The organism is Roseomonas sp. KE2513, assembly GCF_016107305.1.
Classification (GTDB): Bacteria; Pseudomonadota; Alphaproteobacteria; order Acetobacterales; family Acetobacteraceae; genus Roseomonas.
The window spans coordinates 1-21354 of sequence record NZ_RCVR01000022.1; the positions used below are offsets into that span (position 1 = coordinate 1).

General features: G+C 73.3%; 27 protein-coding genes. 16 read left to right on the forward strand and 11 right to left on the reverse strand.

From position 1 onward, the window contains the following. Positions 1-17 precede the first annotated feature (17 nt). Complete coding sequence (locus D9599_RS19795) at positions 18-1256, reverse strand: amidohydrolase family protein (protein WP_198383019.1); 1239 nt, start codon at positions 1254-1256, stop codon at positions 18-20. A 130-nt stretch (positions 1257-1386) separates the two neighbouring features. On the opposite strand from D9599_RS19795, the gene D9599_RS19800 reads away from it, so the two are divergent. Next, positions 1387-2388: a tripartite tricarboxylate transporter substrate binding protein gene (locus D9599_RS19800; protein WP_198383020.1), complete on the forward strand. Its 1002-nt coding sequence runs from the start codon at positions 1387-1389 to the stop codon at positions 2386-2388. Positions 2389-2393: 5 nt separating this feature from the next. Continuing rightward, entirely contained in the window at positions 2394-2801 is a 408-nt protein-coding gene (locus tag D9599_RS19805; RefSeq protein WP_198383021.1) for a nuclear transport factor 2 family protein, read from the forward strand. A gap of 71 nt (positions 2802-2872) precedes the next feature. On the opposite strand, the gene D9599_RS19810 is transcribed toward D9599_RS19805, so the two are convergent. Together D9599_RS19810 and D9599_RS19815 are read right to left on the reverse strand one after the other, a co-directional pair. After that, positions 2873-3493, reverse strand: a complete 621-nt coding sequence (locus tag D9599_RS19810; protein ID WP_198383022.1) for a DUF992 domain-containing protein — start codon at positions 3491-3493, stop codon at positions 2873-2875. A gap of 47 nt (positions 3494-3540) precedes the next feature. Continuing rightward, entirely contained in the window at positions 3541-4365 is an 825-nt protein-coding gene (locus D9599_RS19815; protein WP_198383023.1) for a class I SAM-dependent methyltransferase, read from the reverse strand. A 39-nt stretch (positions 4366-4404) separates the two neighbouring features. On the opposite strand from D9599_RS19815, the gene gloB reads away from it, so the two are divergent. The 4 genes from gloB (at position 4405) to D9599_RS19835 (ending at position 6646) form a co-directional block, all read left to right on the forward strand. After that, positions 4405-5154, forward strand: a complete 750-nt coding sequence (gene gloB, locus D9599_RS19820) for a hydroxyacylglutathione hydrolase (RefSeq protein ID WP_198383024.1) — start codon at positions 4405-4407, stop codon at positions 5152-5154. A 4-nt stretch (positions 5155-5158) separates the two neighbouring features. Continuing rightward, on the forward strand, positions 5159-5800 hold the full coding sequence (locus D9599_RS19825) for a flavin reductase family protein (protein ID WP_198383025.1): 642 nt from the start codon (positions 5159-5161) through the stop codon (positions 5798-5800). Then, positions 5797-6246, forward strand: a complete 450-nt coding sequence (locus D9599_RS19830; protein ID WP_309228667.1) for a cupin domain-containing protein — start codon at positions 5797-5799, stop codon at positions 6244-6246. The genes D9599_RS19825 and D9599_RS19830 overlap by 4 nt, the downstream gene beginning before the upstream one ends. 82 nt (positions 6247-6328) lie before the next feature. Further along, positions 6329-6646, forward strand: a complete 318-nt coding sequence (locus D9599_RS19835; protein WP_198383026.1) for a hypothetical protein — start codon at positions 6329-6331, stop codon at positions 6644-6646. A 233-nt stretch (positions 6647-6879) separates the two neighbouring features. Here the strand turns inward: D9599_RS19835 and D9599_RS19840 are convergent, their stop codons facing one another. Continuing rightward, on the reverse strand, positions 6880-7191 hold the full coding sequence (locus tag D9599_RS19840; RefSeq protein ID WP_198383027.1) for a hypothetical protein: 312 nt from the start codon (positions 7189-7191) through the stop codon (positions 6880-6882). Further along, positions 7188-7865 (reverse strand): AzlC family ABC transporter permease, encoded by a 678-nt coding sequence (locus D9599_RS19845; RefSeq protein WP_198383028.1) that lies wholly within the window; start codon positions 7863-7865, stop codon positions 7188-7190. Before D9599_RS19845 ends, D9599_RS19840 begins: the two co-directional genes overlap by 4 nt. 98 nt (positions 7866-7963) lie before the next feature. Here D9599_RS19845 and D9599_RS19850 point away from each other — a divergent pair, with 98 nt between their 5' ends. Then, positions 7964-9268 carry an NAD(P)/FAD-dependent oxidoreductase gene (locus D9599_RS19850; protein ID WP_198383029.1) on the forward strand — a complete coding sequence of 435 codons (1305 nt, stop codon included), beginning with the start codon at positions 7964-7966 and terminating at the stop codon, positions 9266-9268. Positions 9269-9500: 232 nt separating this feature from the next. Here D9599_RS19850 and D9599_RS19855 read toward each other — a convergent pair whose 3' ends face one another. Genes D9599_RS19855 through hslV form a run of 3 tightly spaced genes read right to left on the reverse strand, consistent with a single transcriptional unit; the run spans position 9501 to position 11607 of the window. Further along, complete coding sequence (locus tag D9599_RS19855; RefSeq protein WP_198383030.1) at positions 9501-9659, reverse strand: hypothetical protein; 159 nt, start codon at positions 9657-9659, stop codon at positions 9501-9503. A gap of 44 nt (positions 9660-9703) precedes the next feature. Continuing rightward, positions 9704-11041, reverse strand: coding sequence for an ATP-dependent protease ATPase subunit HslU (gene hslU / locus D9599_RS19860; protein WP_198383031.1), 1338 nt, complete (start codon positions 11039-11041; stop codon positions 9704-9706). 2 nt (positions 11042-11043) lie between these two features. Continuing rightward, a complete protein-coding gene (gene hslV, locus D9599_RS19865) occupies positions 11044-11607 on the reverse strand; it encodes an ATP-dependent protease subunit HslV (protein WP_198383032.1) in 564 nt (187 codons plus the stop codon). 206 nt (positions 11608-11813) lie between these two features. On the opposite strand from hslV, the gene D9599_RS19870 reads away from it, so the two are divergent. Genes D9599_RS19870 through D9599_RS19900 form a run of 7 tightly spaced genes read left to right on the forward strand, consistent with a single transcriptional unit; the run spans position 11814 to position 17468 of the window. Further along, the gene (locus D9599_RS19870) at positions 11814-13076 is read left to right on the forward strand and encodes an energy transducer TonB (RefSeq protein WP_198383033.1); all 1263 of its coding nucleotides are present in this window, start codon (positions 11814-11816) and stop codon (positions 13074-13076) included. A 58-nt stretch (positions 13077-13134) separates the two neighbouring features. After that, positions 13135-13740, forward strand: a complete 606-nt coding sequence (gene hisB / locus D9599_RS19875; RefSeq protein WP_198383034.1) for an imidazoleglycerol-phosphate dehydratase HisB — start codon at positions 13135-13137, stop codon at positions 13738-13740. Continuing rightward, positions 13740-14105: a DUF2628 domain-containing protein gene (locus tag D9599_RS19880; protein WP_198383035.1), complete on the forward strand. Its 366-nt coding sequence runs from the start codon at positions 13740-13742 to the stop codon at positions 14103-14105. Before hisB ends, D9599_RS19880 begins: the two co-directional genes overlap by 1 nt. Further along, positions 14102-14752, forward strand: coding sequence for an imidazole glycerol phosphate synthase subunit HisH (hisH, locus tag D9599_RS19885; protein ID WP_198383036.1), 651 nt, complete (start codon positions 14102-14104; stop codon positions 14750-14752). Before D9599_RS19880 ends, hisH begins: the two co-directional genes overlap by 4 nt. Next, positions 14749-15324 carry a GNAT family N-acetyltransferase gene (locus D9599_RS19890; protein WP_198383037.1) on the forward strand — a complete coding sequence of 192 codons (576 nt, stop codon included), beginning with the start codon at positions 14749-14751 and terminating at the stop codon, positions 15322-15324. Before hisH ends, D9599_RS19890 begins: the two co-directional genes overlap by 4 nt. A 28-nt stretch (positions 15325-15352) precedes the next feature. After that, entirely contained in the window at positions 15353-16069 is a 717-nt protein-coding gene (gene hisA, locus D9599_RS19895) for a 1-(5-phosphoribosyl)-5-[(5-phosphoribosylamino)methylideneamino]imidazole-4-carboxamide isomerase (RefSeq protein ID WP_198383038.1), read from the forward strand. Between the two features lie 7 nt (positions 16070-16076). Next, positions 16077-17468: an MFS transporter gene (locus D9599_RS19900; RefSeq protein ID WP_309228668.1), complete on the forward strand. Its 1392-nt coding sequence runs from the start codon at positions 16077-16079 to the stop codon at positions 17466-17468. Positions 17469-17667: 199 nt separating this feature from the next. Here the strand turns inward: D9599_RS19900 and D9599_RS19905 are convergent, their stop codons facing one another. Together D9599_RS19905 and D9599_RS19910 are read right to left on the reverse strand one after the other, a co-directional pair. Next, positions 17668-18156, reverse strand: coding sequence for a hypothetical protein (locus tag D9599_RS19905; protein WP_232480704.1), 489 nt, complete (start codon positions 18154-18156; stop codon positions 17668-17670). Positions 18157-18254: 98 nt separating this feature from the next. Continuing rightward, positions 18255-18761: a polymer-forming cytoskeletal protein gene (locus D9599_RS19910; protein WP_198383039.1), complete on the reverse strand. Its 507-nt coding sequence runs from the start codon at positions 18759-18761 to the stop codon at positions 18255-18257. A 551-nt stretch (positions 18762-19312) separates the two neighbouring features. Here D9599_RS19910 and D9599_RS19915 point away from each other — a divergent pair. Beyond that, entirely contained in the window at positions 19313-20308 is a 996-nt protein-coding gene (locus tag D9599_RS19915; protein ID WP_198383040.1) for an adenosine kinase, read from the forward strand. A gap of 132 nt (positions 20309-20440) precedes the next feature. Next, positions 20441-21049: a hypothetical protein gene (locus D9599_RS19920; RefSeq protein WP_198383041.1), complete on the forward strand. Its 609-nt coding sequence runs from the start codon at positions 20441-20443 to the stop codon at positions 21047-21049. Between the two features lie 49 nt (positions 21050-21098). Here D9599_RS19920 and D9599_RS19925 read toward each other — a convergent pair whose 3' ends face one another. Then, on the reverse strand, positions 21099-21329 hold the full coding sequence (locus D9599_RS19925) for a DUF4170 domain-containing protein (RefSeq protein WP_198383042.1): 231 nt from the start codon (positions 21327-21329) through the stop codon (positions 21099-21101). Between the last annotated feature and the right edge of the window lie 25 nt (positions 21330-21354).

Here is a 21354-nt window from a genome sequence, read left to right on the forward strand (position 1 = left end):
CGCTAAGAGCCAGCGCCTCAGGCAGGCGGGCGCCGGTCCAGGACCACTGCGCCCGCCGCCATGACGAAACCCGGCCGGCGCACCAGCGCGATGTCGTGCCGGGGGTCGCTGGGCACCGCCACGATATCGGCCGCCCGCCCGGGCAGGAGGCTGCCCGTCACCTCCGCGAGGCCCAGCAGCGCCGCGCCCTCCGCCGTGCCCGCCAGCAGCGCCCGCTCCGGCGGCATGCCGGCCTCCACCAGCAGCTCCATCTCGCAGGCATCCGGCCCCAGCGGCGTGAAAGGCGGGCCGACGAAGTCGGTGCCGGCCGCGATCCGCACGCCGTGCCGCATGGCCAGTTCCAGGGAGCGCCGCTGCACGTCCCGGTGCCGCTGCCAGTGGGCGGCCACCGCGGGCGGCGCGCGCTCCGCCCGCAGCGCCGGCAGGGCGAGGGTCGGGACGAGCCAGATCCCCTCCCCCGCCATCCGCCGCACCGTCTCCTCCGAGGCGCCGTGGCCGTGCTCCACGCTGTGCACGCCGGCGGCCACCGCCTGGGCCACCGCCGCCTCGCCGATCGCGTGGGTCGCGACGCGGAGGCCGTTGCGCCGGGCCTCCTCGACCACGACCCGAACCTCCTCGTCCGAGTAGGAGAGGCGCAGCCGGCCGGGATCGTCGCCCCAGGGGCGGAGCGTGTCGGCGTGCTCGCCCACGGAGCCGCCGATCTTGATGAAGTCGGCCCCCTGGCGGACGCGCTCGCGCACGCGGCGGCGGCACTCCTCCGGCCCGTCCGCGAGCATCCCCAGTTCCTCCGCCCAGCGCTGCGGGAAGGCGACATGGTCCCAGGTGCCGGCGCGGGAGCAGATGAATTCCCCGGCCGCGACGATCCGCGGGCCGGCCACCACGCCCTCCCTCACCGCGCGGGCGAGGGAGGGGCCGAGCGGCCCGCCGCAGCAGCGCACGGCGGTGATGCCGCCCGCGAGCAGCGCGCCGAGATCGGCCACCGCCCGCGCGGCGCGATAAGCCTGTGGCCAGTTCCAGAGCGCCGCGGGCTCGGACAGATCCAGGCCCCAGAGGTGCAGGTGCGCGTCCACGAAGCCAGGCAGCAGCCATTGGGCGCCGAGATCGACCACGCGCGCCCCCTCGGGCACGGGGCGCTCGCCCTGCCGGCCGAGCCAGGCGATGCGGCCGGCCTCCACATGCAGCTCCGCCGCCTCGACGGGCGGCGCGCCGGTCCCGGTCCAGGCGGACGCTGCCCGCAACACCACCCCAGCCGGCATCGGCCCCTCATTTCTTTGCTGGTCCGTCGCTAACGGACCTTCCCCATCTCCCTGGATAGGGCATCTTCCCCGGCGAAGACGAGTCAACCGGCCCCCCCTGCGGGCCGGACCATCGCCAGAGGAAACGAGAATGACCCCTACCCGCCGCCGCCTGCTCCAGGCCGCGCCCGCGCTGGCCGGCGCTGCCTCGCTGCCCATGGGCGTCGCATGGGCCCAGGGCCGGGACGCCGCGGCCTGGCCGAACCACGCCGTCTCCGTGATGGTGCCCTTCGCGCCCGGCGGCTCCACGGACTTCATCGCCCGCCTTCTCGCGCAGGAACTCTCCACCGCGCTCGGCCAGCAGTTCGTGGTGGACAACCGCGCGGGCGGCAGCGGCACGGTCGGCATGGCCTTCCTCGCCCGCGCCCGGCCGGACGGCTACACGCTCGGCGTCGTGCCGAACGGCACCTTCGCCATGGCGCCCGCCATGTACGACCGCCTGCCCTACGACAACAGCAACGCCTTTGCGCCGATCGGCCTGCTGGCCACGAACGCGATGTTCCTCTGCGTCGAGCCGAACTCGCCCCACAAGACGCTTGCGGCGCTCATCGAGGCCTCCCGCGCGCGGCCCGGCTCGATCACCTTCGCCTCCGCCGGATCGGGGGTGGCCAACCACCTCGGGCCCGAGCTGCTGCAGGACATGGCGGGGGTTCAGTGGCTGCACGTGCCCTACCGCAGCGGGGCGGCCGGGGTGCAGGCGGTGATCGCGAAGGAGACCACCCTCTCCTTCGTCGACTCCGTGACCGCCATCCCCTACCTGCGCGACCGCACGCTGCTCGCCCTCGGCTATTCGGGCGCCGAGCGCAGCCCGCAAGCGCCGGATGTCCCGACCATCGCCGAGCTGGGTTATCCCGGCTACCGCGCGAGCACCGACTTCGGCCTTTTCGCACCCGCGGGCACGCCGCAGCCGATCCTCCAGCGGCTGTCCGAGGAATCGCGGCGCATCATGCTCTCGGCCACCACCAAGGCACGGCTGGAGCCGCTGGCCATCGACCCCGTAGGCGGCACGCCGGAGCAGTTCGCGCCCTACGCCGCCGGGGAACGGACCAAGTGGGGCGAGCTTATCCGGAAGCGGAACATTAAGCCGGAATAGGCCGCGTGCCAGGGGGAGCGTTGGAGAGCGCGGAGGAAGCGGCGCGGGCGGCGCTCGACCGCTTCCTCGCCGCCTTCACGGCCGCCGATCCCGCGGCCATCCTTGCGCTGTTCTGGCCGGACGCCCTCGTCTGGGGCACGGCCATGCCCGACCTCGCGACGGAACCGGAGGCGGTGCGCGCCTATTTCGCGCCGCTCGGCCGGCGCGGGCCGGGAGAGCGGCGGGCGGCCTGGCGGTCCGGGAGGGTCCTCGCCCTATCGGACTCCGTCGCCCTGGTCTCAGGTCACTGGGAGGTGGGGCCGGGTTCCGGCAGCGTGACGGAGGTGCTGCCGCTACGCCTCAGCATCGCCGTCGCCCGCCGTAGCAGCGAGTGGCGCATCCTGCAGTTCCACAGCTCGCCCCTGCCGGGCTGAGCGACCGGGCGGGGCACCCCGGCCCCTGATCCGGCAGGAACCGAACCGGCGAGGCCAGGGCGCGGTTACCGTTACCCCGCCGGGCGCAGCGACAGCTCGGCGATGCCGGCCGCGAGATTCACGCCCGTGCTGCTCTCGATCGAGAGCGGCTGGAGCGCCACCTGGTCACCGCTGCCGCCGATCAGCGCCGCGCTGCCCAGGCCAAGGCCCGCCGCAATGTTGGAGGAGGCGCCGCCGTAATTCCCGGCCAGGCTGCCCGGCGCGATGTCGGAGCCGGTGCTGATCACCGTCCAGACGATCGTGCTGCGGCCGGTGAAGCCGATATCCACGCCGAAGCGGCGGATCTCGCCGGCGTAGAGCTCGACCGGCCCGTTGGAGGGCCGGAACTCGCAGGTGAGGGAGCGGGTGGAGCCGAAGACCCAGCTGATGCCGCCCGCCACGTCGCAGCGAAGCTGGCCGGTGCGCGTGTTGCCGCGGGGCGAGCCGGGATCGGTCTGGATGATGGTGGCGCCGGGCATCAGCGGCTGCGGTGCCGTGCCGGGCGGGAGCGCGCTTTGCGGCACCATCGGCTGCACGAGGACGGGCGGGCCGGCGGGGACCATGCGCGTCGTGGCATCCTGAGCCAGGGCGGGGCCGCAGCCGGCCAGGAGGGCCCCTGCCAGGGCGGTGGCGGTCAGGAGGGCACGTGTCATGGGGGAACTTCCTCTATCCTCCGGCCCCGGAAAGGCGGCGAGGCCCTTCAGGCCTTCCGCGCCCTCGCGGCCGGGATCGGGGAACGCACCGGCGGCGCGGCGGCTTCATCGGCCACCGCCCAGCCCTGCCGCACCGCGTGGGCGCGCACCGGCCGCCGCAGAGGCCGCGCCGGCGCCTCCAGCGCCGGGATCAGACCCTGCACGGACTTGCGCGCCTCGATCACCGTCACGCCGCCGAGCTGCGGCAGCAGGTTGCGCCCCGCAGCCTCCCACAGCTTGGCGCCGCGCAGCAGCGGGCGCAGGCCGAAGGGCGGGATGAAGAGCGCGGCCTCGCGCCGCTCCACCTCGAACATGGAGCGCTCCAGCAGCCGCGCGAGCTGCCCGGGTGAATAGGGCTGCCCATGCCCGAAGGGGGTGCGCTCGAGATGCGCCCAGACCGAGCGGCGGTTGGCCACGACAGCCAGCAGCCGCCCTTCCGGCCGCAGCACCCGCCAGGCCTCGCGCAGCAGGCGGCGGCCGTTCCCCGCGGCCTCCAGGCCGTGCACGAGGAGCACGTTGTCGAAGGAGACATCGGCGAAAGGCAGCCGGTCCTCCTCCGTCAGCGCGGCGGCGCAGGGGCCGTCCGGCGGCCAGGGCGCCATGCCGTTGCCGACCGCGAGCGACACGGGGGTAGTGGCCACCAGCCGCGCCGCCCCCCGCCGCCAGAGGCGCAGGTAGGGCCCGGCATGGCCGATGCCCAGCACCTCCCGCCCTGTCAGCTCCGGCCAGAGCTGGCGGAGCCGCGCGCGCAGGATCCGGCGCGTGACGGCGCCCAGGGGGGCCTCGTAGAAGCCCTGCAATCCCCAGGCGGTGAAGTGGACCTCGGCGACCATGAGGGGGATATAGAGGTTCCGGACCTCAGGAGACAGCGGATGAGCGGGACGACAGGCTGGACCATCAAGGCCGTGCCCAATCTCTCGGACAACTATGCTTGGCTGCTGCGGGACGAGGCCACGGGGCTGGTGGCCCTCTGCGACCCCGGCGAGGCCCGCCCCAACCTCGCGGCCCTGCAGGAGATGCCCGAGCCCGGTCGGCTCGACTGGATCCTGCTGACCCACCACCACCCCGACCACATCGACGGCGTGCCCGAGGTGGTGCGCGCGACGGGCGCCAAGGTGCTCGGCGCCTCGGCCGATGCCCATCGCCTGCCGAAGCTCGACCTCGCCGTGAAGCCCGGCGACCGCGTGCCGCTGGGCAGCGGCGAGATCGAGGTGCTGGACAGCCCCGGCCATACCATCGGTCACGTCGCCCTCTACATTGCCGCCGCCCACGCCGTGCTGGCGGGGGATACGCTCTTCTCCCTCGGCTGCGGCCGGCTGCTGGAGGGCACGCCCGCCGACATGTACCGCGCGCTGCGCCTGCTGGACGCCCTGCCCGGCGACACGCTTGTCCTCTGCGGCCACGAGTACACCGAGAGCAACGCTCGCTTCGCCCTGACCGTGGAGCCGGACAACGCCGCGTTGAAGGATCGTGCGGCGGAGGTGCGGGAGCTGCGCAAGGCCGGCCTCGCCACCGTGCCGACGACCCTCGACCAGGAGCGCGCGACCAACCCCTTCCTGCGGGCAGCGACCGTGGAGGAACTGGCCGAGCGACGGGCGGGAAAGGACGTGTTCAAGGGCTGAGGGCGTGTTCTACGAGCCCCGGAACGGCCACGGCCTTCCCTGGGACCCCTTCAAGGCCATCGTCGCCCCGCGCCCGATCGGCTGGATCTCCACCATCGATGCCGCGGGGCGCGCCAACCTCGCGCCCTACAGCTACTTCGCCATCGTCCACAACGCGCCGCCGATGGTCGCCTTCGGCAGCGAGGGGCTGAAGCACTCCGCCGCCAACGCGCGCGCCAGCGGGGAATTCGTCTTCAGCCTCGCCACGCGCGACCTCTTCGAGGCGATGAACGCATCCTCCGGCAACCAGCCGGCCGATGTGAGCGAGTTCGAGGCAGCGGGGATCGAGGCGGCGCCCAGCCGGATGGTCCGCCCGCCGCGGGTCGCGGCCAGCCCGGCCGCGCTGGAGTGCCGCGTGGTCCACGCGCTGGAGTTGCACGACCAGCAGGGCCGGCCGAGCAGCGGCTTTCTCACCATCGGGCAGGTGGTCGGCGTGCATATCGACGAGCGCTGCCTGCGCGACGGCCGCTTCGACATGGTGGAGGCCGGCACCATCGCCCGCTGCGGCTACCGCGACTACGCCCAGGTGACGGAACTCTTCGAGGCGCTGCGCCCGACCGATGGCGGCGCCTTTCCGCCGGCGCCGGCCAGCAGGCCGCCCCCGTGACGCCCGGCATCGATCTCCGCAACCCCTCGCTGGAAGCGGCCGCCGTCATCGCGGCCCTCGGCCTGCTCCCGCACCCGGAGGGCGGGCACTACCGCGAGACCTGGCGCGACACGCCCCCGAGCGGCGGCCGCGGCGTGGGCACCGCCATACTCTTCCTCCTCGCCGCCGGGGAGCGGAGCCATTGGCACCGTGTGGACGCGGCCGAGGGCTGGCACTGGCAGGCCGGCGCGCCGCTCCTCCTCCAGATCTCGGAGAGCGGCGCGCCCATTCCCCACCGGCTGGGCCCCGACCTCGGCGCGGGCGAGGGCCTCTTCGCCACCGTGCCCGCCGGCGCGTGGCAGGCGGCGGAGAGCCTCGGCGCCTGGTCGCTCGTCGCCTGCACCGTCAGCCCCGCCTTCACCTTCGAGGGCTTCGAGATAGCGCCCCATGGCTGGGAGCCCGGGTAGATTTCCCGCGCGCGCCCGACCACGCGGGCAACCTCCCGCCGCGCCGGGGACTGAACCATTTTCGATGGGGAAGGGGCAGCGGATGCGGGCAAACGACGCGGCGAAGCTGGCGCGGGTGCTGGCGCTGCTCGGCTCCGAGCACGACGGGGAAAGGGCCTCGGCTGCCCTCGCGGCGCACCGGCTCATGCATCGCCTCGGCCTCACCTGGCAGGACGTGCTGATGCCCAAGGCCACGCCCGAGCCGCACGCGCCCCCGCCGCCGCCCGACCTGCTCCGCGCGGCCGAATCGCGGCTGCGCCAGAGCCAGCGGGAGAACGACGACCTACGGCGTCAGATCTCGACACTCCGGCGGCGGATGGAGGCACGGATCCAGCAGCCGGAGCGGTGGGATGAGGACTGATGGCGTTGGCGGCTCCCGAAAGGGCGCTGCCCTCTCCGGACCTCACCCGCCAAGGGCCTGAGGCGCCTGGACCCCCATCTGGCTGTCGCGGAACCTTCCTGAACACGCCGTCGCCTCGGGTCATCGACCCGAGACGCACCGACCACTCCAGTGTCTCCAACAGAGAGAAAAAGATGAGTGAAGGTCCGGGGGAGAGAATTCATTCTCTCCCCCGGAGTCACCAGTGCCGCCCCTCACCGCAGCAGCCAATCCGCCACCCAGATCGCCGCCAGCCCCGTCGCCATTCCCGGCAGCAGCCGCCGCCCCGTCAGGAAGAAGGTTCCCAGCGCCACCCCCGCCCCGACCAGGCGTACCGCGACCGGAAAAGCCCCGGGCGAGACGAGGGCCAGCACCACCCAGGCCGAGAGCGCGGCCTCGCTGACCGCCGCGGCCCAGGCGATGGCGGGGTGGGTGGCCGGCAGCCGCCACGCGAGGGCGAGGCCGGTCGCGCGCAGAAGCAGCGTGGCCAGTGCCGCGACGAGCAGCGGTCCCCAGCCCTCGGTCATGGCCGCTTCCGCAGGAGGAAGGCCGCGGTGCCCCCGATCAGGGAAGCGCCCAGCAGTCCCCAGGCCGGCGGCACTCCCTCCGGCAGCAGCAGCGCGAAGGGCGCGACGACGGCACCGGCAAGCGAGGCGCGCCAGGGCCCGCCGCGCGCCACTCCCGCCGCGATCAGCAGCGCGAAGTAGAGCACGTTCAGCATCAGCAGCAGCCGCAGCACGGGCGGCGAGAGGTAGCCCGCGATCGAGTGGCCGACCGCGGTGGTGACAAGCCCCACCGTCCAGACCGTCACCCCGAAGCCGATGAACCAGCGGGGGCGGTCGGGCGCGGGCAGGTCGGGCAGGCGGCGCATGGCGGCGGCCCAGGGCGTGATCGAGATGAAGGGCACGCAGAGCGGCGCCAGCCGCCCGCGCACGAGCGGCGCGAGGGAGGCTGCCATGGGCAGGAAGCGGGCATTGGCCATCAGCGACCCCGCGACAGCGGCCGCAGAGGCCCCGGGCCGGGCCGTCAGCAGCACCATCTGCCCCGCCATCCCGTAGATCCCGCCGGAGGAGAAGAGGCCCCAGCCGAGGCCGAAGCCCGCCGCGTGCACCGCCGCGCCGAAGGCGATGAAGGTGGCGGCCATGGCGACGGCCTGGGCGCCGAGCGCCTCGCGGACGCCCAGCCGGAAGGCGGGATGCATGGGGCTAGCCTGCCACGGCCCGGCACCCCGCGCGATGCGCCCCCAGGAGATGGCTCGGATGCTTGACGCTCGGCCTGGTCGGCTGGAAATCTCGTGCCATGGAACAGAGCGCCGCACCCGATGTGCTGATTGTCGGCGGGGGCCCCGCCGGCTCCACCGCCGCCGCCCTCCTCGCCAAGGCCGGCCGCGACGTCGTGCTGGTGGAGAAGGAGGCGCATCCCCGCTTCCATATCGGCGAGAGCCTGCTGCCCCGGAACCTCGACATCCTCGAACGCCTTGGCATGCTCGAGGCGGTGCGGGAGATGGGCGTGCACAAGCCGGGCGCCGAGTTCGTCTCGGACCGCACCGGCCGCTCCTGCGCCTTCCCGTTCGCCCACGCGCTGAACAAGGCGCGCACCCATTCCTGGCAGGTGCGCCGCTCGGACTTCGACGCCGCCCTCTTCGCCAACGCAAGCCGCCTCGGCGCGACCACGCTGGAGGAGACGCGTGTCACCGACATCGCCTTCGGCGGGAAGGGGGAGCGCGCGACGGTCACCGCCCGCACGAAGGAGGGCGTGGACCTCGCCTTCCGCCCGCGCTTCGTGCTCGACGCCTCCGGCCGCGACACCTTCCTCGCCGGCAAGATGCAGCTCAAGCGGTCGAACAAGTACAACAACACCGCCGCCATGTACGCCCACTTCCGCGGCGTCGAGCGGCGCGAAGGAGAACTGGACGGCTACATCTCCATCCACCTCGCCGAGGATGGCTGGTTCTGGCTCATCCCCCTGCCCGGCGACGTGATGAGCATCGGCTTCGTCGGCAACCAGTCCGCTTGGAAGGGGCGGAAGGGATCGGCGAAGGACGTGTTCCTCGACCGCATCGCCTCCAGCCCCACCGTCTCCGCCCGCACCCGCCACGCGGAGATCGCCTCCGAGATCTACTCGACCGCGAACTACTCCTACCGTGCCGCCTCCGGCTCGGGGGAAGGCTACCTCATGATCGGCGACGCCTTCGGCTTCGTGGACCCGATGTTCTCGACGGGCGTGCTCATGGCCATGACCGCCGGCGAACTCGGCGCGAAGGCCGCCGACACCTGGCTTGACGACCCCGTCCGCGGCGAGGCCGCCTGCCGCGCCACCAACAGGGAACTCGCCCAGGCGATGGACCGCATCGGCTGGCTCATCTACCGCATCAACGACCCGGTCATGCGCAGCCTCTTCATGGCCCCGCGCAACACGCTCTGGATGCGGGACGGCATCATCAACATGCTCGCCGGCAACCTCGCCGGCGGCCGCTTCGGCGACCCGCGCGCGATCCTGCCGATCCTGTCCTTCAAGGCGGTCTATCACACCCTGTCCTGGCTGCACCGCCACGGCATGGGGCCGGATATGCCGGAGGAGCGGCCGGTGATGGTGGCGGAGTAGGGCCGGCGCTTGTGACTCCGGGGGAGAGAATGAATTCTCTCCCCCAGACCCCCACTCATCTTTTTCTATCTGCTTGAAATGCTTGGCGGTCGGTGCGCCTCGGGTCCTGGACCCGAGGCGACGGCACGTGAAGGAAGGTTCTGCGAAAGCCCGATGCAGGTCCAGGAGCCTCAGGCTCCTGGCGGGAGAGGTCCGGAGAGGGCAGCGCCCTCTCCGGAGCCGCCAGCGCCACCTATTCCCAGAGATCGCCGGAAGGCCGAACCCCAAAGCCGCGGTGGAAATAGTACCGGTCGAACCGCTCATGCCCGCTCCGGTCCGGCCAGGGGTCGGCCGGCGCGGCGCAGGCGAGCAGGCCGAGGAGGGCAAGAAGCGCGGCGATCCGTCCGGGCATGGCGTAGCCGTCTGGGGGAGGCAGGGGCCTCCCCCAGCGCGGGGTCAGAGGATGAAGCGCGACAGGTCGGTGCTGGAGGCCAGCGCGCCCACCTTGTCCCGCACCATCGCCGCGTCCACGCGCACCGTGTCGCCGCGCCGGTCGGAGGCGGTGAAGGACACCTCCTCCAGCAGGCGCTCCAGCACCGTCGCCAGCCGGCGCGCGCCGATGTTCTCGACGCGGTCGTTGATGTCGGCGGCCATCTCGGCGACGGCGTCGATCGCGTCCGGGCCGAAGTCGAGGGTGACGCCCTCGGTGCCCAGCAGCGCGGTGTACTGCGTGGTCAGCGCGTGCTCGGGCTCCGTCAGGATGCGGCGGAAGTCGTCGCGCGTCAGCCCCTTCAGCTCCACCCGGATCGGCAGGCGGCCCTGGAGCTCCGGCAGCAGGTCGGAGGGCTTGGCGAGGTGGAAAGCGCCGCTCGCGATGAAGAGGATGTGGTCCGTCTTCACCGGGCCGTGCTTCGTATTGACGGTCGTGCCCTCGATCAGCGGCAGCAGGTCGCGCTGCACGCCTTCACGTGAAACATCGCCGCCGCGGAAGCCGCCTTCGCTGGTCCGCGCGCAGACCTTGTCGATCTCGTCGATGAAGACGATGCCGTTCTGCTCGGCGTGGGCAACGGCGTTGCGGGTCAGCGCCTCCTGGTCGAGGAGCTTGTCGGCCTCGTCGCGCTGAAGGGCGCTGCGGGCCTCGGCAACTGTCATCTTGCGGGCGCGGGAGCGGCCGCCGAACATCTTGCCCATCATCTCCTGGATGTTCCCGGCGCCGGGTGGCATGCCCGGGATGTCCATGGCGCCGATCGGCGTGGCCTGCTCGGCCACCTGCACCTCGACCTCCTTCGTCTCCAGCGATCCCTCGCGGAGCATGCGGCGGAACTTCATCCGCGTCTCGCCATTCGCCTGCTCACCGACGAGGGCGGTGACGAGCCGCTCCTCGGCGTTCAGCTCGGCCTTGGCCTGCACCTCGGCGCGGCCGCTCTCGCGCAGCTGGGTGATGCTCGCCTCCACGAGGTCGCGCACGATGCTGTCCACGTCGCGGCCGACATAGCCGACCTCGGTGAACTTCGTGGCCTCGACCTTGAGGAAGGGCGCGTTCGCGAGCCGCGCCAGGCGGCGGGCGATCTCGGTCTTGCCGCAGCCGGTCGGGCCAATCATGAGGATGTTCTTCGGCACCACCTCCTCGCGCAGGCCCGGCGCGAGCTGCTGCCGGCGCCAACGGTTGCGGAGCGCGATGGCGACGGCGCGCTTGGCGTCGTGCTGGCCGACGATGTAGCGGTCCAGCTCCGAGACGATCTCGCGCGGGGAGAGGTTGACGGCTTCGTTCACGGCTGTGCTGTCCAGGGGCATATTCAGAGAGTCTCCACCACGAAGCGCCCGTTGGTATAGACGCAGATATCAGCGGCGATGGTCATGGCGCGGCGGGCGATCTCCTCGGCGGAGATGCCGTCCACCGTCATCAGGGCGCGGGCGGCGGCGAGCGCGTAGTTGCCGCCGGAGCCGATGCCGATGACGCCGTCCTCGGGCTCCATCACGTCGCCCTGGCCGGTGATGAGGAGGGAACGGTCCTTGTCGGCCACCGCGAGCAGCGCCTCGAGGCGGCGCAGGCTGCGCTCGGTGCGCCAGTCCTTCGCCAGTTCCACGGCCGCGCGCTCGAGCTGGTCCGGGAAGCGCTCCAGCTTCGCCTCCAGGCGCTCCAGCAGGGTGAAGGCATCGGCGGTGGCACCCGCGAAGCCGGTGATGACCCGCCCGCCGGCGATGCGCCGGACCTTGCGGGCATTGTTCTTGACGACCGTCTGGCCCATGGAGACCTGGCCGTCGCCGGCCATGGCCACGCGGCCGTCCTTGCGAACGCAGAGGATGGTCGTGCCGTGCCAGCCGAGGGGATCGTGTGCGGTGGTGGGTGAGTTATTCATGATGGTTGCCATGTGAAGGCGCCCATGTGGCGACGGGATCGCGCTGTTGCAATCGGGCCGGTTCCGTCCCCGGCGCGGGCGACCTATGTGGTGGGTCAGGACGGGATCGGTGGTGCCGGGGTGGCCTTGAGTTCGGGCAGGGGATGAGTGCCGCGGGGCTTTCCGCGGGAGGGCTGCGACCCCAGGGGGCGCCAAGGGGCGCGCCGTTGGGGGCACCGCTCGGGCGGCCGCGGCGATCCGTCCGCCGCGCAGCGATGCGGCGCGGCTGGCGCGGGCCGGCGCTCGCGCTGTCGCTGCTGCTGCACCTGGCCGCCGGTTGGTGGCTGCTCTTCGGCCTGCCGCCCCGGAAGATGCCCGAGGCCACCTCGCCCTCCGCCGTGGACGTCGTCTTCGAGGGAGGCGCGCCCGAGGACGTGCCGGCCCCACCCTCCGAAGGCCCGCCCGCGCCGCTCGAACCACCCACGCCCGGCGCACTGCCCGCGCCACCCTCGCCCCCGGCGGCCCCACCCATGCCACAGGTCGCGGAGCCAGCGCCGCCGGCCGAGGCGCCCGCCGCCCCGCCGATGCCGCGCGTGGCGGAGGCCCCGCCCCTGCCGGCGCCCTTCGCACCGCCCAGCTTCCTGCCTCCCGCCGCACCTTCCCTGCCGGCGCCCCCGAGTGCCGCGCCCCCGGTGCCGCCGCCCCTCGCCCAGGGCCCGGCGGCCCCGCCGCCGCCTGCGCCGCCCCTGGCCGAACCACCTGTCGCCCGGGCGCTGCCCCTCCCACCACTTGCTTCGCAGCCCGCGCCGTCCGAGTTCAGCGTGCCGCCGCCCCCGCCGCCGGCGGAGACACCGCGTGAATCGGAGGTGGCCGCACTTCCCCTGCCGCCGCCCCCTGCGCCCGAGCCGCCGAGCGCGCCGCCCGAGCCCGCGCAAGCGCGGCCCAGCCCCGTGCCCGCACCCCGGCCGCCGCAGGTGGCCCAGCCGCAGCCTGCGCGACCGCGGTCCTCGCCCCCCGCCAACTCGCCCTTCGCCGGGGCGCTCGATCTCAGCCAGGGTCCGCCCATCACCCTTAGCCGGCCCTCGGCCCCCTCCGCGCCCGGCGGCGCCGGGCTCCGGCGAGACCGGGAGGCCGCGGCGCCCAACCTCACGGCCAATGCCGATGCGCCCAACGCACAGCTGCGCATCCGCGGCGCCAATCTCGGCGCCGACTGGCGCTCCGCCTTCATGGCCTGGCTGCGCGAGCACGGCTACTACCCGCGCCAGGCGGCCGAGGCGGGCGAGGACGGCACGGCGGTCGTGCGCTTCACGGTGGATCGCACCGGCCGCGTCTCCGGCCTGCAACTCATCGGCCGCTCCGGCTCGATCTGGCTCGATGCCGGGGCCCAGGCCCTGCTGCGCGGCCGCTCCGTCCCGCCCTTCCCCGCCAGCACCCGGGAGGACAGCGCGGAGATCGACCTGACGATCAACTACATCCTCCGCCGGCGTTGAGGACCTGCGGCCGCCCCGCCCGCTGGCCGCCATCCCCTCACGGGTCTAAAGAGCCGCCATGGACGCCTTCCCCCGCCGCGCCGAGATCGCCCGCGAGACCTCCGAGACCCGGATCCACCTCAAGCTGGACCTGGACGGCACCGGGCGCGCCGAGATCGCGACGGGCATCGGCTTCCTCGACCACATGCTGACCGCCCTCGCGCGCCATTCCATGATCGACCTCGCGGTGCGGGCGGAGGGCGACCTGCACATCGACTTCCACCACACCACCGAGGATGTCGGCATCGTCCTGGGTCAGGCGATCCGCAAGGCGCTGGCCGACAAGCGCGGTATCCGCCGCTACGGCCAGGCCCTGGTGCCGATGGATGAGGCGCTGGCCGAATGCGCCATCGACATCTCCGGCCGCCCCTTCCTGGCGTGGTCCGCGAGCTTCCCTCGCGACAAGGTCGGCGAGATGGATACTGAGCTCTTCGAGGAGTTCTTCCGGGCGCTTGCCATGAACTCCGCCATGACCGTCCACCTGACGCAGCGCGCCGGCACCAACGCGCACCACATCGCCGAGGGCCTGTTCAAGGCCTTCGCGCGGGCGCTCCGCATGGCGGTCGAGGCCGATCCGCGCGCAGAGGGCACCATCCCCTCCACCAAGGGCATGCTGGAGGCGTGATGCGGCTCTTCACCGTCCACGCCAGAACCGGCGCCAGGCCCGCGACGCGGCTGGTACGGGAGGGCTTCTCCTTCCCCGCCTTCCTCTTCGGCCCGCTCTGGCTGCTCTGGCACGCGCTCTGGCTGGGGCTGCTCGGCTACCTGCTGCTGGCCGCCGCCATTGCCGCCCTCCCGGCCCCCTGGGAGAACCCGGCGGCCCTGGCGCTGCAGATCCTGCTCGGCCTGCACGCGCGCGACATCCAGCGCTGGACCCTCGCCCGCCGCGGCTTCACGACCGAAGGCGTGGTCGCCGGGCGCGACGAGGAGGAGGCGCTGCTGCGGCTGGTTTCCGCCCGCCCCGCCCTCGCGCGCGGGGTGATGGCATGAAGGTCGCAGTCATCGATCCCGGCTCGGGCAATCTCGCCTCCGTCCGCCGCGCCTTTGAGCGCGCGGCGCGGGAGGAGGGCATCCCTCTCGACCTCACCGTCACCACCACGGCCGAGGAGGTGCGCGCGGCGGATCGCGTCGTGCTGCCCGGCCAGGGCGCCTTCGCCGCCTGCGCGCGCGGCCTCGATGCCCTGCCCGGCGTCACGGAGGCGCTGCGGGAATCAGCGATCGACCGCGGCCGGCCCTTCCTCGGCATCTGCGTGGGCATGCAGCTCATGGCCGAGCGCGGGCTGGAGCACGGCGTCACCCCCGGCCTCGGCTGGATCGCCGGCGAGATCGCGCCGATGGATCCGCGAGACGAGGGAGGCACGCCGCTCCCCCTGCCGCAGATGGGCTGGAACGCGCTCGACACCCATGCGGCCCATCCCCTGCTCGCCGGGTTGGAAAGGGGGGCGCATGCCTACTTCGTCCATTCCTACGCCTTGCGGGGCGGCAAGCGCGACGAGCTGCTCGCCAGCACCGCCTATGGCGGGGAGGTCGCGGCCGTGATCGGGCGCGACAACCTCGCAGGCACCCAGTTCCACGCGGAGAAGTCGGGGCCTGTCGGGCTCCGGATCCTGCGGAACTTCCTCCGCTGGAATCCATGACCCAGGCGACCCATACCCTTCTGGTGGAGCGCGTGGACGCGCTATCCGAGCCCGACCTCGCCGATCTCTGCGAGGCGACCGACGCCGCCATCATCGAGGGCGGCGGCTTCGGCTGGGTGGCTGCCCAGGGCCGCGAGGCGCTGACCCGCCACTTCAAGGGCGTGCTGCTGGTGCCCGAGCGCGTGCTCTTCGTTGCGCGGCTGGACGGCCACCCCGTCGGCTCCGCCCAGCTCGTCCGCCCGCCCCGGCACAACGAGGCCCAGGCCTGGTCCGCCCAGCTTACCCACGCCTATATCGCCCCCTATGCCCGCGGCCACGGCCTCGCGCGGCTGATGGTCGCGCGCGTGGAGGAGCACGCCGCCGCCACTGGCCACCGCGTGCTGAACCTCGACGTGCGCGAGACGCAGAGGACCGCGATCTCTCTCTTCGAGGGCCTCGGCTACACCCGCTGGGGCACCCATCCCGCCTATGCCCGCATCGAGGGCCGTACGATCGCGGGCCATTACTACTACAAGGCGCTGGAGCCGGTGCGCGGCCGCCCCAAGGACGCGCTCTTCCCCCCCGAACGCTGACGCCCGAACCCTTAGGCCGATCCCCACGATGAGCTTCACCCCCTATCCCGCCATCGACCTCAAGGGCGGGCAGGTCGTTCGCCTGAAGCGCGGCGACATGGCGCAGGCGACGGTCTACGGCGACCCCGCCACCCAGGCCCGCGCCTTCGACGAGGCGGGCTTCCCCTGGCTGCACGTGGTGGACCTCGACGGCGCCTTCGCCGGCCGCCCCGCCAATGCGGAAGCGGTGCGCGCCATCCTCGGCGCCACCACGCGCCCGGTGCAGCTCGGCGGCGGCATCCGCGACATGGCGACGGTGGAGGCCTGGCTCTCGGCCGGCATCGCCCGCGTCATCCTCGGCTCCGCCGCCGCCAAGGACCCGGACTTCGCCCGCGCCGCCTGCCGCGCCCATCCTGGGCGCGTGGCCATCGGCATCGACGCGCGCGACGGCCGCGTGGCCACCGAGGGCTGGGCGGAAACGGGCACGCTGACGGCGCTCGACCTCGCCCTCATGCTCGAGGACGCGGGGGCGGCCGCCATCATCCACACGGACATCGACCGGGACGGCATGCTCGGCGGCGTGAACGTGGAAGCCACGGCGGCCCTCGCCGGGCGCCTGACCACCCCCGTGATCGCCAGCGGAGGCGTGGCCGGGCCGGCCGACCTCGCGGCGCTGCGCGCCACCGGCACCATCGCCGGCGTCATCATCGGCCGCGCCCTCTACGACGGGCGGCTGACGGCGCGGGACGCGCTGGCGGCGGGGTAAAGCGGCCGTGAGCGACGCCGGCAAAACCGCTCCGTCCTCCGAGCCCTCCGGCGGCGGCCTGCCCATGCCGCGGCGGCTCTGGGCGGTGCTCGGCGTGCTGCTGGGCACCTTCCTCGGCACGCTCGACACCTCCATCGCCAACGTTGCCCTGCCGACCATCGCGAACGACCTCGGCGGCACGCCCGCGGCCTCGGTCTGGGTGGTGAACGGCTACCAGCTCGCCACCGCCATCGCCTTGCTGCCCCTCGCGAGCCTGGGAGAGCGGATCGGGGCCAGGCGGCTCTACCTCTGGGGCACGCTCATCTTCACCATCGCCTCCCTCGGCTGCGCGCTGGCGCCCGATCTCGGCTGGCTGGTGGCCGCGCGCGTGATGCAGGGGCTCGGCGGCGCCTGCTCCTCGGTCGTCGGCGGGGTGCTCATGCAGGCGATCTTCCCCAGGCGGCTCATCGGCCGAGGCATTGCCCTCTTCGGGCTCACGGTCGCGATCTCCACCGCGCTCGGGCCGAGCGTCGCGGCCGGAATCCTGACCGTCGCGAACTGGCGCTGGCTCTTCGCCGTGAACCTGCCGATCGGGGTGCTCGCGCTGGCCGTCGCGCTCGCCTTCCTGCCCGCCAGCCGCACCCAGCACCGGCGCTTCGACGCCCCCGGCGCGCTGCTGAACGCGGCCTCGATCGTGCTGATCGTGCTCGGCGTGGACGCCATCGGCACCTCCATGGCCCTCGGCCTCGCCGCGACGGCGGCGGGGCTGGCGCTGATGGCGGGGCTGCTCCTCCAGCAACGCAACCGCCCGCATCCGCTGGTGCCGCTCGACCTGCTGCGGCTTCCGCTCTTCTCGCTCTCCTTCGTGACCTCCATCCTCTCCTACGCGGCGCAGACCGTCGCCTATGTCTCGCTGCCCTTCTTCCTCCAGCACGGGCTCGGCTACGACGCGGTGCGGACCGGCCTGCTGATCACGCCCTGGCCGCTCGTGATCGTGGTGGTCGCGCCGCTCTCGGGATACCTCTCCGACCGCTACCCCGCGGGCATCCTCAGCAGCATCGGCATGGGCTGCCTCGCCGCCGGGCTGCTCGCGCTGGCCCTCCTGCCGGACGCGCCCTCCGACCTGAACATCGTCTGGCGCATGGTGCTCTGCGGCATCGGCTTCGGCTTCTTCCAGACCCCCAACAACCGCGTCATCCTGACCGCCGGGCCCATGAACCGCGCGGGCGCGGCCAACGGCATGATGGCCCAGGCCCGACTGCTGGGCACCACCCTCGGCGCGGCCGTCGTCGCCCTCGGCTTCAGCCTCCTGGGCGACGCCGCCACCATGCCCCTCCTGCTGGCGGGCGCGGGGTTCGCGGCGGTCGGGGCTGTCGTCAGCCTCAGTCGGCTGGGGCTGCGAGCGCCGGCGAGGAACTGATCGGGCGGAGCAAGCGACTCCGGGGAGAGAAAGAATTCTCTCCCCTAGGCCCCCTCTCATCTTTTCTATCTGTTGGAGATGCCGGGCGGCCGGTGCGCATGCTTAGGAAGGTTCCGCGGCAGCGGGATGGGGGTCCAGGGGCTTCAGGCCTTTGGCGGGCGGCTCACGGAGAGGGCAGCACCCTCTCCGTGAGCCGCCCTCACCCCGCCTGAAGTTCCGAGAGGCACCCGGCCTCCGTCTGCCGCTGGGCGCCGGCCGCACGGGCGGCGGCCCAGGCCACGCGGGGGGTGTTGCTGTCGCGATAGAGCACGACGTCGAGCGCGCAGTTCGACCCCTGATAGAGCCAGATTTCGGCATTGCCTTCCGGTCGGCGGCGGGTGGGCTGGCCGAGGACTGAGATCACCCCCTCGCGCGACTGGCCGATCAGGGCAGCGACGCTGCCGGGGGTGCCACGGCGGGGTGTGCCGGTGGCGTTGGGCAGGGGTTTGGTCGCGGCTGGCGCGCCGTCGAGCGCGGCCATGCTGGCGCGATGGCTCTCCAGCACCTCCTCCAGCACGCGGCTGGCGGTGCGGTCCGGCGCGGGGGTGCATCCGCCGAGCATCAGCAGCAGGGCCGCGGCGGCCAGCCCAGCAGGGGCGGCGCGGCGGCCAGGGATGTGGGCGGAGGGGGTGGGGATGGCCGGTGGCATGGCCGTTCTGGCCTGGCGGAGATGCGGCAAGGAGGCGGGCGCGCGAAGGAATCCCGCGCGCCCGCCGGAATGGGGGTGCCCCGTAATGGGGCCGCCGCTCAGTAGCGCGGCGGCGCCATGTCGGGCTCCGCGTATTGCGGAGCTTGGTTCGACTGGGCGGAGGCGAGGGCCTGCGGCGGCGCGGCGGCCTGGGCGTCCGTCAGCATCTCCATGCTGCCCGAGAGCTGCCCGCCCTCCTCGACCGAGAGGCGGCGGGTGCGGGCAGTGCCGAGCACGCGGCCGGTGGCGCGGATGGTGAGGCTGCCTCGGGCGGTGATGGTGCCGTCGAACACGCCGGCGATCTCCGCGTCCTCCACCTGCACGGCACCCTTGAACACGCCGGAATTGGTGATCTGGAGCTCGGTCGCCTGGATCATCTGGCTCTCGACCGTGCCGTCCACCACGAGCCGCTCGGCATCCGCCACCGTACCCTGGAGGGAGATGCCCTTGCCGACGACGAGAGTGCGGCGCTCGGCGCTCGCCGGGCGCGAGGCGGGGCGGGGCGGCATGGTCACGCCGGGCGCGGTCGGCGCCTGGGGCATGGTGGGCTTGGGCGGCAGGCTCATGAGAGGGTCCTTGGGCGCTTGGCCCTGAGTGGGACGGAAGGGGGGCATCGCCAGGTCCGGATCACGGGAGACCGGAACGGTGGTGGGTTCGGACGGCCCCTGATCGGCGGGGCGGCGGCGGAAGACGGACATGGCAATTCCCCTGCAGGCAGGCGATCTGGTCTGACTCGGCGGACCGCCCGGCAGTTCCGGCGTGCAAGAAGGTTGCAAGCCGCGGAGCAGCGCGGACAGAGGACCCGGCACGGTGGGAACCCCCGGCCCCGCACCTGCGCCCCCCGGCTATCACGGGCGGGAGATCGGGCACAACGGGAGGATGGCGGGAGGGCGCGGATTATTGCGGTGGACGTCCCCCGGGCGTTCAGGAACGGGAGAAAAGCGCTTGCTTCACGGCCATTCCTCTCTCGCACTGAAATCCTGCCCAGGCGGTCCTCCGAGGGGGGCCTGCCGGATATGGCCGCGCGTGCTATGGCGGCGCCGGAAACCGGCACGCCACGGGCGCCGGCCCGGGCCCCACTCGGCGAGCGACGGGCAGAGAGCGAAGGAAGACCAGCATGGCGCAACCCGGCCCGGCAGCGGCGGCCCTCGACATCCTCGGCATCGGCAATGCCATCGTGGACGTGGTCGCCTCCGCCACCGAGGCGACGCTGGCCGAATGGGGCATGGCCAAGGGCAGCATGGCGCTGATCGACACGCAGCGCGCCGAGGCGATCCACGCCTCCCTCACGGCCAGCGTGCAGACGGGCGGCGGCTCGGCGGCAAATACCTGTGCGGTGGCAGCCGCGCTCGGCGCGAAGGTCGGCTATCTCGGCAAGGTGGCGGACGACGAGCCCGGCCGTACCTTCGCCGAGGACCTAAAGGCGCTGGGCATCCACTTTCCCAACGCGCCGCTGAAGGGCGGCGACCCGACGGCGCGCTGCATCATTCTCGTCACGCCCGACGGGCAGCGGACGATGAACACCTATCTCGGCGCCTGCGTGGCCTTCGGGGAGGAGGATGTGGACAAGGCCGCGGTCGAATCCGCCGCCGTGACATACCTCGAGGGCTACCTCTTCGACCCGCCGGCCGCCCAGGCGGCCTTCCGCCGCGCGGCCGCCATCGCCCACGGGGCCGGGCGCCGCGTGGCCCTCACCTTGTCGGACGCCTTCTGCGTCGAGCGGCACCGCAGCGCCTTCCTCGACCTCATCACGCGCGACTGCGACATCGTCTTCGCCAACGAGGCCGAGGCGCTCTCGCTCTTCGGGGTGAACGACGTGGAGGAGGCGACGCGCGCCTTCGCGGCCACGGGCAAGCTCGTCGCCCTTACGCGCAGCGAGAAGGGCAGCCGGATCATCGGTGGCGGGGGCGTGATCGAGGTGCCAGTGGCACCCACCACGGTGATCGACACCACCGGCGCCGGCGACGCCTATGCCGCCGGCTTCCTCGCGGCCCATGCGCGGGCCCTGCCCTTGGCGGAATGCGGCCGCTGGGGCAGCGTGGCGGCCAGCGAGGCGATCTCGCATTTCGGGGCGAGGCCCCAGGCCGACCTGAAGGCGCTGGTCGGAGCCTGATGCCGCGCGGGGCAGATGCGCCCCGCGCTCCCGAAGGCCTCCCGCGGCGCGATCCGCGGGCCCGCCGCCCGGTGCCGTGCCGGCGCGGCGGCACGGCGCACCCCCCATCCTCCACAGGTAGAAGGCAACCTCATGAACCGCCCGACCGGCACCCTCGCCATCGCTCTCGCGGCCCTCGCGTTGGCGGGGCCCGCTCTCGCGCAGTCCGGCCCCTCGTCGAACGCGCCTGATCCGGCAGTGCGCGAGATGCAGCGCGCGCGGGGCAATCCCGCGGCCGTGCCCTACATCCCCGCGCAGGACCGCAACGCCGCCACGGCCGATACCCTCGATGTTCAGACCGCCCGCGGCCTGATGGCCGAGGCGCGCGCGGCCCTTGTCCGCCGCCGCGCAGGCATGGCCGTGGAGGCGCTGGAGCGCGCCGAGTCGCGCCTGCTGACCAACTCGGTGCTCGCGAGCCAGGCGAATGTCCCGCAGAGCAGCGCAGCGCTCAGCCAGCTCGCGGCCGCCCGCCGCCTGGCCGGCCAGGGCGACACGCGCTCGGCCCTGCAGGCGCTCGACCGCGCCGAGGCGGCTCTGCCGGCGAGCCCCACGGGCCCCGGTGCCACCCCCCTGCCGGAGGGCGTGCCGACGGCCATCGACGTCCAGCCGCCGGTGCCGCCCGCCGTCCAGCCGCGGCCGGTCCGTCCCCGTGCGGCGCCCGCCCCTGCCCTACCCGGCGAGGCCGTGCCGCCGCGGGGCTAGGCTCCGCCGGAGAGAAGCGGGAGGGACGGCGCGCCGCCCCTCCCCGCGCTCAGCCCGCCTTGCCGCCGGGCCGCGGCACGCTGATCACGAAGAGACGGTGGTTGGCGATGTCGATGTTGCGCCGCGCCTTCTCGTTCCAGATGCGATCCGCGGTGCGCTCGTCGTGGTAGGGGCCGTAGGCCTCCTCCGTTCCAGGCTCGAGCGTGGTGAAGCTCGCGTCGGTAAAGACGCCGCCCCAGATGAAGTGGAGCTTGGAGGAGGTGGCAGAAGAATCGGGCATGGGTTCCGGCTCGGCGCGTTGCGGT